At 60.9% G+C, this 15006-nt stretch carries 13 protein-coding genes; 11 read left to right on the top strand and 2 right to left on the bottom strand.

Annotated elements, in window-relative coordinates:
- Positions 1-178: 178 nt before the first annotated feature.
- The gene (gene ribA / locus VUN82_12370; protein ID XAS74674.1) at positions 179-826 is read left to right on the top strand and encodes a GTP cyclohydrolase II; all 648 of its coding nucleotides are present in this window, start codon (positions 179-181) and stop codon (positions 824-826) included.
- A 78-nt stretch (positions 827-904) separates the two neighbouring features.
- On the opposite strand, the gene VUN82_12365 is transcribed toward ribA, so the two are convergent.
- Entirely contained in the window at positions 905-2128 is a 1224-nt protein-coding gene (locus VUN82_12365) for an ROK family transcriptional regulator (protein XAS74570.1), read from the bottom strand.
- A 162-nt stretch (positions 2129-2290) separates the two neighbouring features.
- On the opposite strand from VUN82_12365, the gene VUN82_12360 reads away from it, so the two are divergent.
- The 5 genes from VUN82_12360 to VUN82_12340 all read left to right on the top strand — a co-directional run bounded on the left by VUN82_12360 (position 2291) and on the right by VUN82_12340 (position 7775).
- A complete protein-coding gene (locus VUN82_12360) occupies positions 2291-3352 on the top strand; it encodes a Gfo/Idh/MocA family oxidoreductase (protein ID XAS74569.1) in 1062 nt (353 codons plus the stop codon).
- Between the two features lie 190 nt (positions 3353-3542).
- Complete coding sequence (locus VUN82_12355) at positions 3543-4883, top strand: sugar ABC transporter substrate-binding protein (GenBank protein ID XAS74568.1); 1341 nt, start codon at positions 3543-3545, stop codon at positions 4881-4883.
- Between the two features lie 72 nt (positions 4884-4955).
- Positions 4956-5900 (top strand): sugar ABC transporter permease, encoded by a 945-nt coding sequence (locus VUN82_12350; GenBank protein ID XAS74567.1) that lies wholly within the window; start codon positions 4956-4958, stop codon positions 5898-5900.
- Positions 5897-6787, top strand: a complete 891-nt coding sequence (locus VUN82_12345) for a carbohydrate ABC transporter permease (GenBank protein ID XAS74566.1) — start codon at positions 5897-5899, stop codon at positions 6785-6787. Before VUN82_12350 ends, VUN82_12345 begins: the two co-directional genes overlap by 4 nt.
- Positions 6788-6839: 52 nt before the next feature.
- Positions 6840-7775: an ROK family protein gene (locus VUN82_12340; protein XAS74565.1), complete on the top strand. Its 936-nt coding sequence runs from the start codon at positions 6840-6842 to the stop codon at positions 7773-7775.
- Between the two features lie 26 nt (positions 7776-7801).
- On the opposite strand, the gene VUN82_12335 is transcribed toward VUN82_12340, so the two are convergent.
- On the bottom strand, positions 7802-9574 hold the full coding sequence (locus tag VUN82_12335) for a helix-turn-helix domain-containing protein (GenBank protein XAS74564.1): 1773 nt from the start codon (positions 9572-9574) through the stop codon (positions 7802-7804).
- 82 nt (positions 9575-9656) lie between these two features.
- On the opposite strand from VUN82_12335, the gene VUN82_12330 reads away from it, so the two are divergent.
- The 5 genes from VUN82_12330 (at position 9657) to VUN82_12310 (ending at position 15006) form a co-directional block, all read left to right on the top strand.
- Positions 9657-10526 carry an N-acyl homoserine lactonase family protein gene (locus VUN82_12330; protein ID XAS74563.1) on the top strand — a complete coding sequence of 290 codons (870 nt, stop codon included), beginning with the start codon at positions 9657-9659 and terminating at the stop codon, positions 10524-10526.
- A gap of 189 nt (positions 10527-10715) precedes the next feature.
- On the top strand, positions 10716-10982 hold the full coding sequence (locus tag VUN82_12325) for a hypothetical protein (protein ID XAS74562.1): 267 nt from the start codon (positions 10716-10718) through the stop codon (positions 10980-10982).
- Positions 10983-10992: 10 nt separating this feature from the next.
- Complete coding sequence (locus tag VUN82_12320; GenBank protein XAS74561.1) at positions 10993-12120, top strand: alcohol dehydrogenase catalytic domain-containing protein; 1128 nt, start codon at positions 10993-10995, stop codon at positions 12118-12120.
- Complete coding sequence (locus VUN82_12315; GenBank protein ID XAS74560.1) at positions 12117-13589, top strand: NAD-dependent succinate-semialdehyde dehydrogenase; 1473 nt, start codon at positions 12117-12119, stop codon at positions 13587-13589. Before VUN82_12320 ends, VUN82_12315 begins: the two co-directional genes overlap by 4 nt.
- Before the next feature lie 46 nt (positions 13590-13635).
- The gene (locus VUN82_12310; protein XAS74559.1) at positions 13636-15006 is read left to right on the top strand and encodes an MFS transporter; all 1371 of its coding nucleotides are present in this window, start codon (positions 13636-13638) and stop codon (positions 15004-15006) included.

Raw genomic sequence — 15006 nt, 5'->3', positions numbered from 1 at the left:
CCCAAGCATAGCCTAGAAAACTTCACGCATGAACTTTATTTTGACGTCATTCACTTGCGTTGTGAACTAAATAGCCCTAACGTTTGCTTCATACGTGAAGTAAAAATCTGATGCCCGCCTACTGAATGCCTGAGGATCTGAGATGACTGTTGTATCCGCGACCATCAAAGCGCACGGAATGGCCGCCGCCCTTTCTCGAGCGGCGGTCCGAAGCCAGGTCACTGTGCCCCTGCAGTTCCCCGACGGCTTTAGAGCAACAGCCGAAGTGCTGACCTTCAACGGACTGGCCGATGGGAAGGAGCATCTGCTGCTTGCCCTGGGCGAGTGGGAGCAGGCACTGCTGCGCCATACGGACCCGGCACCACTCGTCCGGCTACATAGCGAATGCCTGACGGGAGACGTGTTCGGATCTGAGCGCTGTGACTGCGGGCCCCAACTGCGAGAAGGCGTGGAACAGATCGCCGCAGCAGGCGGATTCCTGCTTTACCTTCGGCAGGAGGGCCGCGGAATAGGCCTGTACTCAAAGCTGGATGCCTACGCCCTCCAAGACGCCGGCCTGGACACCTACGAAGCCAATCTGGCTCTTGGCCATGGTGAAGACGAGCGCGACTACACAGCAGCGGCCCAGATGCTGACCGCCCTTGGCGCCGACAGCATCCGACTGCTGACCAACAATCCTGACAAGACAGCTCAATTGGGAGCCCTCGGGATCCAGGTGACGGAGCAGGTGCCTACGGGAGTCCACCTGTCCTCTACCAACCACCGCTACCTTGCCGCCAAACGCGACCGTACTGCCCATACGTTGAACCTCCCTGACTTCGCCTGAGCGCACCCCGGCTCACAAACTTTGGACCTTGGTTGTTCATCGCTTAACCCATGCGAAGTTCCGGGGAGCACCGGATGGCTAAACGGTTATCGAGAACGTTGAGGCAAGGATGAGGCCACCGCCTCCGAGCAGGGTCATAGGATCCTGAGCGTCGGCAAAGACCACGGTGGCGGGCTGCCCACGGTCAAGGGGAAGCTTGATCATCCAGGCTTGAATGGCTGCGCGCATTGGCTCTCCACCTCCGCACACATCACCATGCATGATGTAGGTCCCCGAGCCGAGTACTTCTTCGTTGTTGGCCATTCCAACGGCAAGGTTGCGTGCATAGAGATCCATCAAGTCCGCTGCGGCGGCATTTCCCTCAGCCGACAATGCCACCAGCGCAGCGGAATCCATCGATTCCGCCTGCGGTAGTTGGAGCTCGGCTGCCCGTTCCCGGAGCCAACCGAGGGTAGCCACGGTTTCCCAGCACCCTTGGCGCCCGCACCGACATGGAGCGCCGTCGAGCTGCACGGTGGTATGGCCGGATTCACCACCCGCACCGTCCCTGCCGCGGACTATTGCTCCCTGGTAGACGATCCCGAAGCCCAATGCCTCCCCCGTATAGACGGAGGCAAAGTCCTGCACATGCCGGCCGAGGCCAAACCAGCGGTCCCCCAGGGCCTGGACTCTCGGGTGGTGATCCACCAGGACGGGAACTCCGTACCGCTCCTGAAGCCGTGTACCGACCTGCAGCCCGTTCAGTCCTGGGGTGAGGTGCATGGAGATGATGGTGCCTGTGGTGGCATTGACCATACCCGCAGCACCCACACCGATGCCGATGATTTTCCGCCCGACAAAACACTCATCGGCGGACTCCTCAATGGCCTCCATAATGGCCTCGCCCGAAGCGTCCCGTCCGTAGGCACGCGAAGCCTGAACGCGGATTTTGCCGTCTATTCCCATGAGCGCAACCGTCACTCCGTCCGGGGAAATACGCACTCCGCCCAGGAGTGGCCCGTGATGGCTGAACCATAACGGCCGGGCTGGCTTTCCACCGGTCACCGCTGCAGACACGGGCTCGCCCTCAACTAAAGCACCGTCATCAATCAGGGGCTGCAGAATCGAAGCAATGGTTGCGCGGTTCACGTTCAGCGCGCGTGCCAACTGTGCCCGGCTGGCAGGGCCGTCCGTGTGAAGAACCTGCAGCACTCGTGCACGATTAGCTTCACCGATACGGGATGCAGTAATCAGCCGCCTCGACTCCACCGGGCCGCTCTTGGACGGCGAGGCGGTAAACGGGGGCTTGTCTTGAACGTCCACGACGAGATTCTCCTTCAAGCCAGCTGAACTCCAAAAGATATGTATGGACACACCTTACATGAAGTATGTATGCTGGGCACTCATACAAACCCTAGTGACTGAAGTCACTCGTTCTCGGGTACCAATGACGGGCTCCGCTCCCTATTGAAGGATCTGACGCTAATGACCAGTTTGAAAACGGCAAATGTCGGGATAGTGGGTGGAGGAATCCGTGGCGGGCTCTTTGCCCGGGCAATCCGGGAGAACCCCCTGGGTCAACTGATTGCGGTCTGTGATCCAAGCCCACACGCACGGGATACTGTTGCCTCCAAACACGGCGTCCCCGGCTACCCCTCCGTGGACGAGATGCTCATCGCCCATCCTGAGCTCACGGCTGCGGTAGTCGCCACCCCGGACTTCGCCCATAAAGAAGCAGCGATCGCCTGCGCCGCCGCCGGCTTGGATTTGATGATCGAAAAACCGCTGGCCACTTCCACAGCTGATGCAGAGGCCATCATCGAGGCCGCAGCGGCAGGCGGGGCCAGGATCATGGTCGGTTTCGAAAACCGCTGGAACCCGCGGTTCTCCGCCGTGCGGGAGCTTTTGAAGACCCAGGACAGTGGCAGTGTCCTGAACCAGATCATCAGCCTGAACGACACCATCTTCGTTCCGACGAAGATGCTCTCCTGGGCTGCCAAGAGTTCCCCGGCATGGTTCCTCATGCCCCACTCCCTGGACCTGGCCATGTGGCTCAGCGGTGCGCGACCGGTTTCGGTCCATGCCGTCGGAGTGAAACGTGTGCTGCCCGCCCTTGACGTGGACACATGGGACTGCATCAGCGCAACGTTCGTCATGGACGACGATTCCACAGCCGTCCTGCACTCATCGTGGATCCTGCCCCAAACCGCACCTGCGGTGTACGATTTCCGCTACGAAGTGCAGACCAGCACGGATGCCTTCCACATCGATGTCTCCAACCAGGGCATCACCCATTACTCCCAGGACCGGGTTTCATGGCCTCAATGGGGCGTCACCGAGCGTGCCAGCCGCATTGGGGGCGTACCCATTGACATGGTTAACGAATTCATCGACTTCGTCCGCGGCACGGTCACCACCGTGCCCACAGCAACACAGGGACTCATCGTCACCCACGCCATCGAAGCGGTCCACCGTTCGCTGGAGAGCGGCGAGAGCGTTTCCCTTACAACCCGCGAAAGCCTCCTGGCTCCCGCCCCTGTCAGCTGATGCATCTCCCCCAGCAAAGGACAACAGCGCCAGTCCCCCGCATACTCCCCGGGACCTTCGAGCCGCCGCCATCTGCCGGTCAACGAGGTCCTTGTCGCGATCGAGGGTTCACCGGAATCCGGTGCACCGCAGATCGTCCACGCAAGGCATCTCTTCACCACCCACTCCCAACAAGACCTAAGGAACAACCATGAAGCGCAACAGGCAACGGCTGCTCGCAGTCGGCGTCACGGCTCTGCTGCTCGCCGGCTGCAGCACTACCGGGGGCGGCACGACGTCGGGCGCCACCCAGGACCCCGGCGTGCAGGACTGGGCGACGAGCGTGAAGGAAAAGTACAACGGTACGTCCATCACCATCGCAGCCCAAACACACCCAAGTACTGCTGCAATGCAGGCAATGACTGCCGACTTCACAGCGTTGACGGGCATTGACGTCCGGTGGGACATCGTTGACCAGAACAGCCTCAAGCAGAAGATCGAACTGGATTACCAGAGCGGCAACGCCGCTTACGACGCCGTCATGGTGGACGGGTTCTGGATGTCCAGTTTCGCTGAACGCGGCATAGTCGCAGACGTCAGTCAGCGGTTGAACAGCGCCCCGGATTTCTTCGACTACAAAGACATCCTTCCGGCCTACAGTGAAGGCTTGCAGGAAGTTGACGGCAAGTCATATGGGGTCCAGATCGCCGGCGAAACCCGCTTCATTGGGTACCGCAAGGACCTCTTTGACAAGTACGGCAAGAAACCACCAACCACCATGAAGGAATACCTGGAACTGGCACAGTTCTTCAATGGCAAGGAAGACGGGCTGTACGGAACGTCCATGCGGGCACAGAAGGGCATCCATTTCGCGTCCGGCTTGCTCACCTTGATGTACCAGTTCAGCACGGGCTTCTGGGATCCAAAGACGGGGGCGGACCAAATTGCCTCTCCCGAGAACGTCGAGGCTCTCCAGTACTACCTCGACCTGCTCAAGACCATGCCCAAGGACGTGGGAAGCTACACGCACGAAGAAGCCCTCTCAGCCTTCACCTCGGGACATTCGGCCATGTGGTTTGACGCTACAGCCATCGCCCCGACGATCCTGAACCCCGACTCGTCAGTTGTCGCCGACAAAGTCGCTTTCGTTCCGCCGCCCTCGGGACCAAAGGGCCAGTTCGGAGCACTTGCCGGATGGGGCCTCAGCCTGGCGTCGAAGGCCAAGAACGCTGACGCTGCCTGGGCCTTCATCACCTACATGACCTCCAAGGCCAAGGCCGCGGAATACACCCACAACGGCGGGGTTCCGACCCGGACCAGCACCCTGGCCAACCCCCAGACCGACCAGGAGAAGGTCACGTACCCTGCAATGCTTGAATCCCTGGACAAGGCCAAGAACCTCAGCGATGAAGGCATCAGCTGGTTGCCCAAGGTAGAACAGCTCGACGAAAAACTGACCATCATCGGCAACTACTGCTCAGAAGCCTTCGTAGGAAACCTGACAGCCAAGGAAGCCCTCGAACGCGCCAGCGCCGAAATCAAATCACTCTGATCAAGTAAGAACGAATGGTGGTGGTTGCGGACAGCCCTCAACCACCACCATGACCCAGCAAGGAGCAATCTTGTGAGCGCAGCATCGGTAGCGCCGACCAGGGCCAAACGCCAAACGCAGCGAAGCCCCTCTGAATTACGCAATGACCGCACCGGGCGGCTGTTTGTTGCCCCGGCAGTGATCATCGTCACCCTGGTGGGAGTCCTGCCGGGCCTGTTCCTCTATGGAATAAGCCTCTTCGACTACGACAGGGGAACACCACTGAGCGCAGCAAAGTTCATCGGACTGGAGAACTACACCCGGCTGATTTCCGGAACGGACACCAACTTCTGGCCGGCAGTCGGAGTCACCATTGGCTTCTTGCTCAGCTCAACCCTGACCACGGTCCTGCTGGGCACCATCCTGGCACTCCTGCTTGACCGCATTCTCATCGGCCGCGGCATCATCACCACGCTCCTGCTGATCCCGCTCGTCATGGCGCCCGTCATGGCCGGGCTCATCTGGCGCCTGATCTTCAACGACCTCAACGGCGCCCTGAACGCATTCCTCAGGCCCATCGGCCTTGACCAGGCCTGGCTCGGCTCGCCACCACTGGCCTTCATTTCCGTTCTCATCGTCGAAACCTGGCAGTGGACCCCGTTCGTAGCGCTCATTATGTTCGCAGGACTGCGATCCCTGGACCCCCGCCCCAAAGAAGCAGCCCAGCTCGACGGAGCAAATGCCTGGCAGTTGTTCCGGAACATCACCTTTCCCATGATCCAGCCAATCTTCGGGCTCGTGATCGCCCTGCGCCTCATCGATTCAGTCAAAATATTCGATACCGCCTACGCCCTGACGCAAGGCGGCCCAGGACAGGCCACCGAAACCTTGGGCCTGATGGTTTTCCACTACGGCCTCTATACCTCAGGATGGATCGGCCGCGCGTCAGCCGTCGCAGTCCTGCTGCTCATTCTGGTCATCATCATTTCCCAATTCGTCACACGCCACCTCAAAAAAGCAGAAGGGCTTCAGGGATGACCGTCGTAGAAGGACCGAACCTGACGGAAAAAATCGCGGCTCCCGCGAAACCTGCCGTCATGAGCGCCAACCGCCGAAAGGCGAGAACAACAACAGCCCTTATCTACGCCGTCGTCGGTATATGGGGCATCATCACTCTCTTCCCCGTCGCCTTCACGCTCATCTCATCCTTCAAACTCAAGCGCGACGTTTTGAACCCTGCAGCATTCATCTTCCAACCCACGCTGAACAATTACGCCGAGCTCTTCCAGGGGAAGCACTTCGGCGGGTACATCACCAACAGCGTCATCGTGACAATCGGGTCGGTCATACCATCCCTCGTTCTCGCGCTCATGGCCGCCTATGGCCTGACTCGTTTCGGCCTCCGGAAGGAACGCTCCGTCGCTTTGAACGTGCTGTCCTTCCGCATGATCCCGGCCATCGCGGTCGTGATCCCGTTCTTCCTGATAGCCCAGTTCATCGGTCTCCTGGACACCCAGATCCTGCTCATCATTTCCTGCATGACCATGAACGTCCCCCTTGCCGTCTGGATGCTCCGGGGGTTCATGCGCGACATTCCCATGGACATCGACGAAGCCGCCCAACTGGACGGGGCATCCCGATGGAGGATCCTGTGGACCATCCACACCCCCATCCTCGGCCCTGGAATGGTGTCGGCAGGTCTGCTGCTTGTTATCCAGACCTGGAACGAATTCGCGTTCGCACAATTCCTGACGTCCATCGACGCCCGCACTTTCCCGACGACCGTCAACTTCTTCATCTCGATCGCGGGAACAGATTTCGGACAAATGGCCGCCGCGGCAACAGTGGGAACAATCCCAATCCTGGTCCTCGCGATCATCTTCCAGCGCCGGCTCATCTCAGGACTGTCCTACGGCGCGGTATAAACCGGCCATCTGCAATCGTTCCACCATTCCAAAGACAAAGAGTAGGACACCCATGCCATCCCCCGTGTCACTTGGCGCAGCATCCGCCTCAGTCCTGGCCTTCGACGTCGGCGGTTCATTCATCAAAGCCGCGCTGGTCGATACCAACGGCGACGTGCGGGGCTCCCGCAGCGTGGCCACGCCACTGCATCCAACGCAACCGGCAGAGACGATATTGGACCGGATCGGAGAGCTCGCCCGCGAGCTACAAGCAGAACACCCTCACGCGGGGGTCCAAGCAGCTGGGCTAACGGTACCGGGCATAGTAGACGCCGCCACAGGGACGGGCATCTACTCCGCCAATCTAGGATGGCGCGACTTCCCCTTCACCACCCAAGCCCAGTCCAGGCTGGGCATGCCCGTGGCTTTCGGCCATGACGTGGCCGCCGCAGGGGCAGCCGAACTACAAATGCGCCAGACACACGACCACCACGACGCCGCCGTCCTCATCATCGGCACGGGAATTGCCGCCGCCGTGTTCTCCGGCGACAAACCCGTGACCGCCGGAGGCTACGCCGGGGAAATAGGCCACGCACTGGTCCCGGCCCCTTCCGGCGGTACGACGATACTTGAAGCCCTCGGCTCAGCAGGAGCCATCACCCACCGCTACACGGCAATCAGCGGCAACACGGTAGACGGCGCAAAAGCTGTACTCTCGCTCGCCGCCGAGGGCGACCCAATCGCCCGGCAAGTCTGGGAACAAGCAGTAGACGCACTGGCCTTCAGTATCAGCCAGTGCGTCAGCATCCTGGGCACGGAGGTCTTCGTCATCGGTGGTGGACTCTCCCAAGCGGGAGAAGCCTTGCTTGTCCCCTTACGAAAAGCGGTCTACGAACTGCTGACCTTTCATCGCCGCCCCCGCATTCTCCCTGCAACCCTTGGCCAAGACGCTGGATTGATCGGAGCAGCTCTGTATGCCAGGGCAATTCTTGTGACTGGTTCTTCCTAAGTCCGTGGGGCTGCCATCACGGAATACTATCGGTGCGGTTCGTGTAGTCGTTGCGGAGTCAGTTTCCAGAGCCGCAGCGCGAAGTGCACATCGACGCGGCGTGAGGGCGTACGCCACTCCGGGCCGAGCAGGGAGTCGATCCGCTCGAGCCGTTGCTTGACGGTGTTCTGGTGGATGTGCAGCTGCGCAGCCGTGCTTTGGAGACGACTCCCAGTCTCGAGGTACGCCCAGAGCGTGCCAAGCAGTTCAGTTCTGTGCGCCCGGTCGTACTCCTGAACAGGGCCGAGCGTTCGTTCGATGATCCGCGCTGCGGTTGCAGCACGGTCATGGCTGAGCATGATTCCGGCAATACCCAAATCGTTGAGGTCGGCAAACCCGCGTCGCCAGCCGAGTTCTTTGGCGGCCGTAACGACTTGGGAGGCCTCATCATGGGCCTCCCGGACACTGCTGATGGTTTCGCCGGTAGCTGTTGCGTGGCCAATTACTGCAGAGAGCCCATCCTCGTGCAGGATCTGGTCCAGTTCTTCGGCCAAGGCTGCCGCGCTCGACGTCGTCACCACGCAGATGTGGCCCATGTGGGACGAAATGAGCATCGGAGCTTTTCGAAGTCTCTGTTGCACTATCGCAAGCGCAGCGTGCCGGACCGCAGGATCAACCAGGATGACCAGGACGGCGATTTTATTGCGGAGTTCAATGCCGTAGGCGGCGAACCTGGTTCTCACAGCCTGAGCCTGGTCCTCAGTTCGGCTGGTAAGCAGATCTTCCATGAGCGTTGATTGGGCGCGGTTGTTGGCATCCACGAGGGTGCGTTCGAACAGTAGCGCTGCGCTCACAAACACCGAACCCCGCTCAAGGAGTGAGGTCTCTTTGCTGGCGGAGCCGTTCATGACCAACGTTGCCAGGTGCTCATTGCCGGCCGCGATGGCGACAACCGTGTAGGCATCACCTTTGTGTCGAACGGTCGCAGCACTCGCGCCATGCAGCGAACTGCTGATTGCCGATTGCACCCCCCACGTCTCAAGCGCGGGCTTACTCAGCGTCACGGATCCGAAGCGGTGACGCCCTGCCGGGTCAAACAGTCCCAAGGGCCGCCCCGATGCTTCTTCAAGCACCGCAATGACGCCCTCCGCGTTGACGGAGGCGACCATACTTCCCATCAGCCGCTCATCCAACGCAAGCATTGATTCCAGTTCCCGGGTCCGGCCGGCGTTGCTGGTAGTCGTACTGCCTATCAACGCCCGAAGCTGAGTAATCTCACTTCCTCGGCGGGTCTGTTCGAGTGCGAGGGCCGCTTGGGCTGCCATGTGCTCAAGGGCCCGTTGCCCGGCAGCCGGAAGGCTGGCCGGCGCGCGATGTGCGACGAGCAGGGCACCGACTATCCGACCACCTACCCTAAGCGGCGCCCCGGCGATCGCCTTTACCCCTTCGAGGGCGACGATCTGGTCGATCGCAGGGATGTGGTTCATGTTTGGGTCAGCCAGGTAATCAAGAGTGGACGCGGTTGAGCCGCCCGTGGCGACTGCTCCGAGTACCCCGGTACCCAACGGCATGCGGATGTTCCGATATTCCTCGGTACGCACGTTGTCCGTGACATGGATGTACGTCTCCCCGGCAGGGAGGTCATTCAGACTGAGGTATGCCATGTCGGCACCTAAAAGGGTGCGGGTGCGGCGCAGGATCCCCTTGAGGATGAGCGTACGATCGCGCACGCTCGCCAGGTCAGTCGAGCTTTCGGTGGCGGCCATGAGGATTTCCGGGTCCCCCGGTGCCCTGAATTCCTGGATTCTGGACTCGGTCATACCGTGATTCTAAGTGACATATGTCGATTCCGGCTATGTATTCACCATTTGTATATCCCTTAGCACCATGGTTTTGCTTCCCATGAACCTGCAGAGTGGGGGAACGGTAAAAGTTGCCGCTAACAACAAGGAGGTTGTAGTGACTGATATGCGGGTCCATATTCTGTCCACCGGGGTCATGGAGACCGACCTGACTTGGCTCCTGCTCAAAGGTGGGCGGACTATCCGAGACCGGCACCACAAAGAGGAGCCTGTCGTCTGGGGCGAATGCCCCACCCATGCTGTGCTCATCGAGCATCCTGAGGGGCGGATTCTGTGGGACACGGGCGTTCCCCGTGACTGGGAGCAGCGATGGGCGCCGACAGGGTTTCAGGACTTCTTTCCGGTACGTGAGCCAGTGGACGGACCGGGCTATCTGGACTCTTCTCTGGCTCAGCTGGAATTGACACCGGATGATATCGACATGCTGGTGCTCTCACACTTGCATTTCGACCATGCAGCAAACGCCTCGATGTTCGACAACGGCAAAACCCGGATCATCGCCAACAGCGCCGAGATCGCTGGCGCACGTGCCATTGAAGGCTATTCGAAGGGGGCGCACATCGTCTCGGACTACGAGTCGCTCGATCTGGAGGGGGTCAGCGGCGACGTGGAGATCGTGCCCGGCGTCAAGGTACTGGAGACCCCGGGGCACACCTGGGGAACCATGTCGTTGCAGCTTGATCTCAAGAACGAGGGTACGAAGATTTTCACGTCGGACGCGGTGTACCTTGCGGACAGTTGGGGGCCTCCCGCCGTCGGTGCGGCGATCGTTTGGGATAACGTTCGCTGGCTTGAGTCTGTCGAAAAACTCCGGGCCATCGCCGATCGGACGGGGGCGGAGGTTATCTTCGGCCACGACGGCGAACAGGCCAGGTCACTGCGATATGCACCCGATGGGTTTTACAGCTGAGCCGGCGCTGGGAGAGAGCACATGATCCTCTACGATTTCGCTTGCCAGAACGGGCACCACTTCGAGGCCGGCCTCGCGGCAATGACATCAGCCAACCCGCCCTGTCCAGGGTGTGGGGCTGAAACCAGTAAGCGCCCTTCCCGGCTAAACATTGGGGGGCGCGCGTCCGCCGGACCCTCCCGGGAGCAGATGCCGCGTAGCTGGAACGCGGTCGGACGGGGCGACCGCGAAACGATCGCGCACTGGCACCGGGTTGCCGAGCGCCGTGAAGCACTCGAGGAACGCTACCCGGAACTGGCCGGTGACCGACGCCCCATCCTCGCGCACGAAGGCATCTTTTCAGGCCGCCCACTGCGCGCTGGTGACGACATCACCACGGCGGTATCTTCGGCCATCGCCGAGGGAGCGACCCCGCATTCCCATCACCCCGGACCGACCGGGGAAACATCGACATGAAAGCCACACCATGAAAATAACCGGAGCAGTCCTGGAAGAAATCGGCCGCCCAAGGCCTTTCGGAGCCTCCCGTCCTATCACCGTCAGCGAACTCGAACTCGATCCGCCGGGCCCAGGTGAGGTCCTGATCAAAATCGAAGCAGCAGGAATCTGCCACTCCGACCTGTCCGTCGTGGACGGCAACCGGGTTCGACCGCTACCGATGCTGCTCGGCCATGAAGCTGCCGGCCGTGTCGTCAGTTGGGGGCCTGGAGTCGAGGACTTGGTCACTGGCCAACGGGTCGTGATGGCCTTCCTTCCCCGATGCGGGGAATGCGCCAATTGCCGCACGAACGGGCGACTACCCTGCACGCCCGGCTCGGGAGCGAACAATGCGGGAACCTTGCTTTCAGGCGGAACACGCCTGCATCGCGGCGGGCAGGATGTCTACCACCATCTGGGTGTATCCGCGTTCGCAACCCACGCCGTCATCGATCGGCGCTCACTGGTGCCTGTTGACGACGACATCCCGCCGGAGATCGCCGCAGTCCTTGGATGCGCCGTGCTCACAGGGGGCGGGGCAGTCATCAACGCCGCCAAGCCCGAAGAGGGAGAGACCACCATAGTGGTGGGTCTCGGCGGAGTCGGAATGGCGGCGCTGCTCACCGCGGTTTCCCTCGGAAAAGGGGACGTCATCGGAGTGGACGCGGTCGTCGACAAGCTCGAACGAGCCACTGCTCTGGGCGCAAGCGCGGTCTACACGCCCGGTCAGGCCTTCGAAGCAGGGCTCAAGGCGCCGATCGTGATCGAAGCTGCCGGTAACGCCAGAGCCTTTGAAACTGCCGTGGCACTGACCGGCGTAGGTGGCCGGACCGTCACCGTTGGCCTTCCAGCACCAACTGCGGAAGCGGCGATCAAGCCGCTCGGACTCACGGCCGAGGCCCGCACGATCATTGGCAGTTACCTCGGTTCCGCCGTCCCTGCCCGTGACATCCCCGCCTTCGCGCAGCTCTGGCGTGAGGGGCGGCTACCCATCGAAGCACTGATTTCATCAACCATCACCCTCCAGGAAGTAAACCAAGCAATGGACGACCTCGCGGACGGCCTCGCAGTGCGACAAATCATCACGTTTGCGGCAACCGAAGCAGATCCCCGGTGAACGCGGCTTCGGAAATCTCCCTGCTGGACTCCTTACCAACCGGGGTCTTCATTGCTGGAAAGTGGCATGACGCCGCGACACGGCAACGTTTCGATGTTGAAGACCCTGCCACCGGGAAAGTCCTCACCACCGTCGCCGATGGATCCCCTGTGGACGGATTGGCAGCACTCGACGCGGCTGCGGCAGCCCAATCTGCCTGGGCCAGCACCCCCGCGCGCAGCCGCGCCGAAATCCTCCGAGCCGGCTTCGAAGCCGTCACTGCCCGCGGCGAGGACTTCGCTCTCTTGATGACAATGGAGATGGGCAAGTCCCTTACTGAGGCTCGCGGCGAGGTCGCCTACGGCGCAGAGTTCCTCCGCTGGTTCAGTGAAGAAGCAGCCCACATCTCGGGCCGGTATTCCCCATCGCCGGACGGGAATTCGCGCCTTCTGGTGACGAAACGACCGGTCGGCCCCTGCTTGTTCATCACTCCGTGGAACTTTCCCTTGGCGATGGCGACACGGAAAGTCGCTCCTGCAATCGCGGCCGGCTGCACGATGGTGATCAAGCCACCGGCCCTGACACCGCTGACGACGCTCCTTTTCGCGCAGGTCATGCACGAGGCAGGATTGCCGGCAGGTGTGCTCAACGTGGTACCCACATCCTCGGCGGGAGCTGTGACGGGTCCCCTCATCGCAGATCCCCGGTTGCGGAAACTCTCGTTTACCGGTTCCACGGAAGTCGGGGTCCGCCTCCTGCAAGCGGCAGCGGGGACCGTGCTTCGAACCTCCATGGAACTTGGTGGAAACGCACCGTTCCTGGTGTTCGCCGACGCAGACCTCGACGCGGCAGTTGAAGGTGCCATCGCAGCCAAGCTCCGGAACGGCGGACAGGCCTGCACGTCGGCCAACCGGTTCTACGTTCACCACAGCCTTGCCGATGTGTTCGCCAAGCGTCTGGCCTCCCGAATGTCCGAAATGACACTCGGTCGCGGGACGGAGGCCGGAGTTCAGATCGGACCGCTCATTGACGAGCACAGCCGCCAAAAAGTCGCAGACCTTGTCGATGACGCTGTCAGTAAGGGGGCACGCGTGTTCACCGGTGGAAGGATGCTGCCCGGACCCGGCTACTTTTACGAACCCACCGTCCTCACCGATGTGCCGGCCGAGGCGCGTGCACTAACAGAGGAGATCTTCGGACCGGTGGCCCCGATTGTTCCTTTCCACGACGAACAAGAGGCAATCAACCTCGCCAACGCGACCCCCTACGGGTTGATCTCCTACGTGTTCACCCGCGACATCAACCGGGTCCTTCGCCTATCCGAACAACTCGAGACCGGCATGCTCGGCGTGAACTCGGGCATCATCTCCAACCCCGCAGCACCGTTCGGCGGTGTCAAGCAGTCAGGCCTCGGTCGTGAAGGCGGAGCCGAAGGAATCGAGGAATTCCTCGAGACCGTCTACATCGGACTGTCCAACCCCTTCGCCTGACCAACTCCCCCGCCAACTCCCTTGTACCAAGCTGAAAGAAAATCCCATGACACTTCCCAGCACATCCATCAGCACAAAGACCCCCTGGCGTGTGCCACTCGCCAGCTTCGTCGGCACAACCATCGAATGGTATGACTACTACATTTTTGGCATCCTTGCCGCGACCGGGGTCTTCAGCAGACTGTATTTTCCCGAACAAGACCCAGCAACCGGTCTCCTTCTTGCCTTTGTCACCTACGCGGTGGGTTTCGTGGCCCGCCCCTTCGGGGGGATGTTCGCCGGTCACTTCGGAGATAAGATCGGCCGGAAACCCATGCTCGTTCTCTCCCTCCTGATCATGGGGGTCGCGACCCTTGCCATGGGACTCTTGCCGACCTACGCCCAGATCGGATTCTGGGCTCCCGTCCTGCTCACGATGTTGCGCCTGCTGCAAGGTTTCGGGGCAGGAGCAGAATGGGCGGGAGCGGCAGTTATTTCCATCGAGCACGCGCCTGCGGGCCGCAGTGGTTTGTTCGGGAGCTTCACCCAGATGGGCGTTCCCGCCGGAATGCTGCTCGCCAATTCCAGCGTCCTTGCCGTAAAAGCCTCAGTGCCAGCCGACGTTTTCGACGCCTGGGCGTGGCGGATACCGTTCCTGCTCAGTGTCCTCCTGATCGTTACCGGCATCATCGTCCGCTCCAAGCTCGAGGACTCCGACGACTTCAAAGAACTCGTCGCGGCCAAGCAGACCTCGCAGAAACCCTTGGGTGAGGCACTGCAGAAAGAGGCCAAGGGCATTTGGCTCGTCGTCGGAATGCGTTTGGCAGAAAACTCCGCCTATTACCTCTACACCACCTTCTCCGTGGTCTACATCATGAAGACCTTTGGGACCGACCGCGCCAACCAAGGAACGATGTCGGTACTTATCGCCTCCGCGATTGGCATTATCGCCGTCCCCCTCTGGGCCATCCTTTCCGACAAAATCGGCCGCAAGCCCGTCTACCTTTTCGGCGCCATCGGAGGACTCCTGTTCTTCCCGTTGTACTTCGTCATGACCGACACAGGCAGTGCGTTGCTGGCAACCCTCGCCATCATCATTGGCCTCGCTGTTTTCCACAACTCGATGTATGGGCCACAGGCAGCCTTCTTTGCAGAACTGTTCTCTACTAAATTGCGCTACAGCGGAGCCTCCATGGGCTATCAGTTCGGCTCGGTGCTCGCCGGTGGCGTCGCGCCGCTGGTCGCCGTCGCCCTTTTGAACGCCGGGAATGGTGAACCAGGATGGGTGATCCTGTACTTCAGCATCATTGGGATCATCACGGTGGTGTCCGCACTCCTCGCACCCGAAACCCGCAAGAAGTTCAGTCAGGACACCGCAGACCCACGGCACCAGCAAGACAGCCCGTCCGCTCAGCAGAGCCAGACGCACGTTCAATAG

The organism is Micrococcaceae bacterium Sec5.1, from assembly GCA_039636795.1.
GTDB lineage: Bacteria > Actinomycetota > Actinomycetes > Actinomycetales > Micrococcaceae > Arthrobacter.
The sequence above is the reverse complement of the archived record's forward strand: the minus strand, read 5'-3'. Positions and strand labels throughout refer to the sequence as shown.

Coding starts and splice junctions, on each gene's coding strand:
- VUN82_12320 (XAS74561.1), top strand. CDS start 10,993: ATGAAAATAACCGGAGCAGTCCTGGAAGAAATCGGCCGCCCAAGGCCT.
- VUN82_12335 (XAS74564.1), bottom strand. CDS start 9,574: ATGACCGAGTCCAGAATCCAGGAATTCAGGGCACCGGGGGACCCGGAA.
- ribA (XAS74674.1), top strand. CDS start 179: ATGGCCGCCGCCCTTTCTCGAGCGGCGGTCCGAAGCCAGGTCACTGTG.
- VUN82_12330 (XAS74563.1), top strand. CDS start 9,657: ATGAACCTGCAGAGTGGGGGAACGGTAAAAGTTGCCGCTAACAACAAG.
- VUN82_12340 (XAS74565.1), top strand. CDS start 6,840: ATGCCATCCCCCGTGTCACTTGGCGCAGCATCCGCCTCAGTCCTGGCC.
- VUN82_12310 (XAS74559.1), top strand. CDS start 13,636: ATGACACTTCCCAGCACATCCATCAGCACAAAGACCCCCTGGCGTGTG.
- VUN82_12360 (XAS74569.1), top strand. CDS start 2,291: ATGACCAGTTTGAAAACGGCAAATGTCGGGATAGTGGGTGGAGGAATC.
- VUN82_12325 (XAS74562.1), top strand. CDS start 10,716: ATGCCGCGTAGCTGGAACGCGGTCGGACGGGGCGACCGCGAAACGATC.
- VUN82_12345 (XAS74566.1), top strand. CDS start 5,897: ATGACCGTCGTAGAAGGACCGAACCTGACGGAAAAAATCGCGGCTCCC.
- VUN82_12355 (XAS74568.1), top strand. CDS start 3,543: ATGAAGCGCAACAGGCAACGGCTGCTCGCAGTCGGCGTCACGGCTCTG.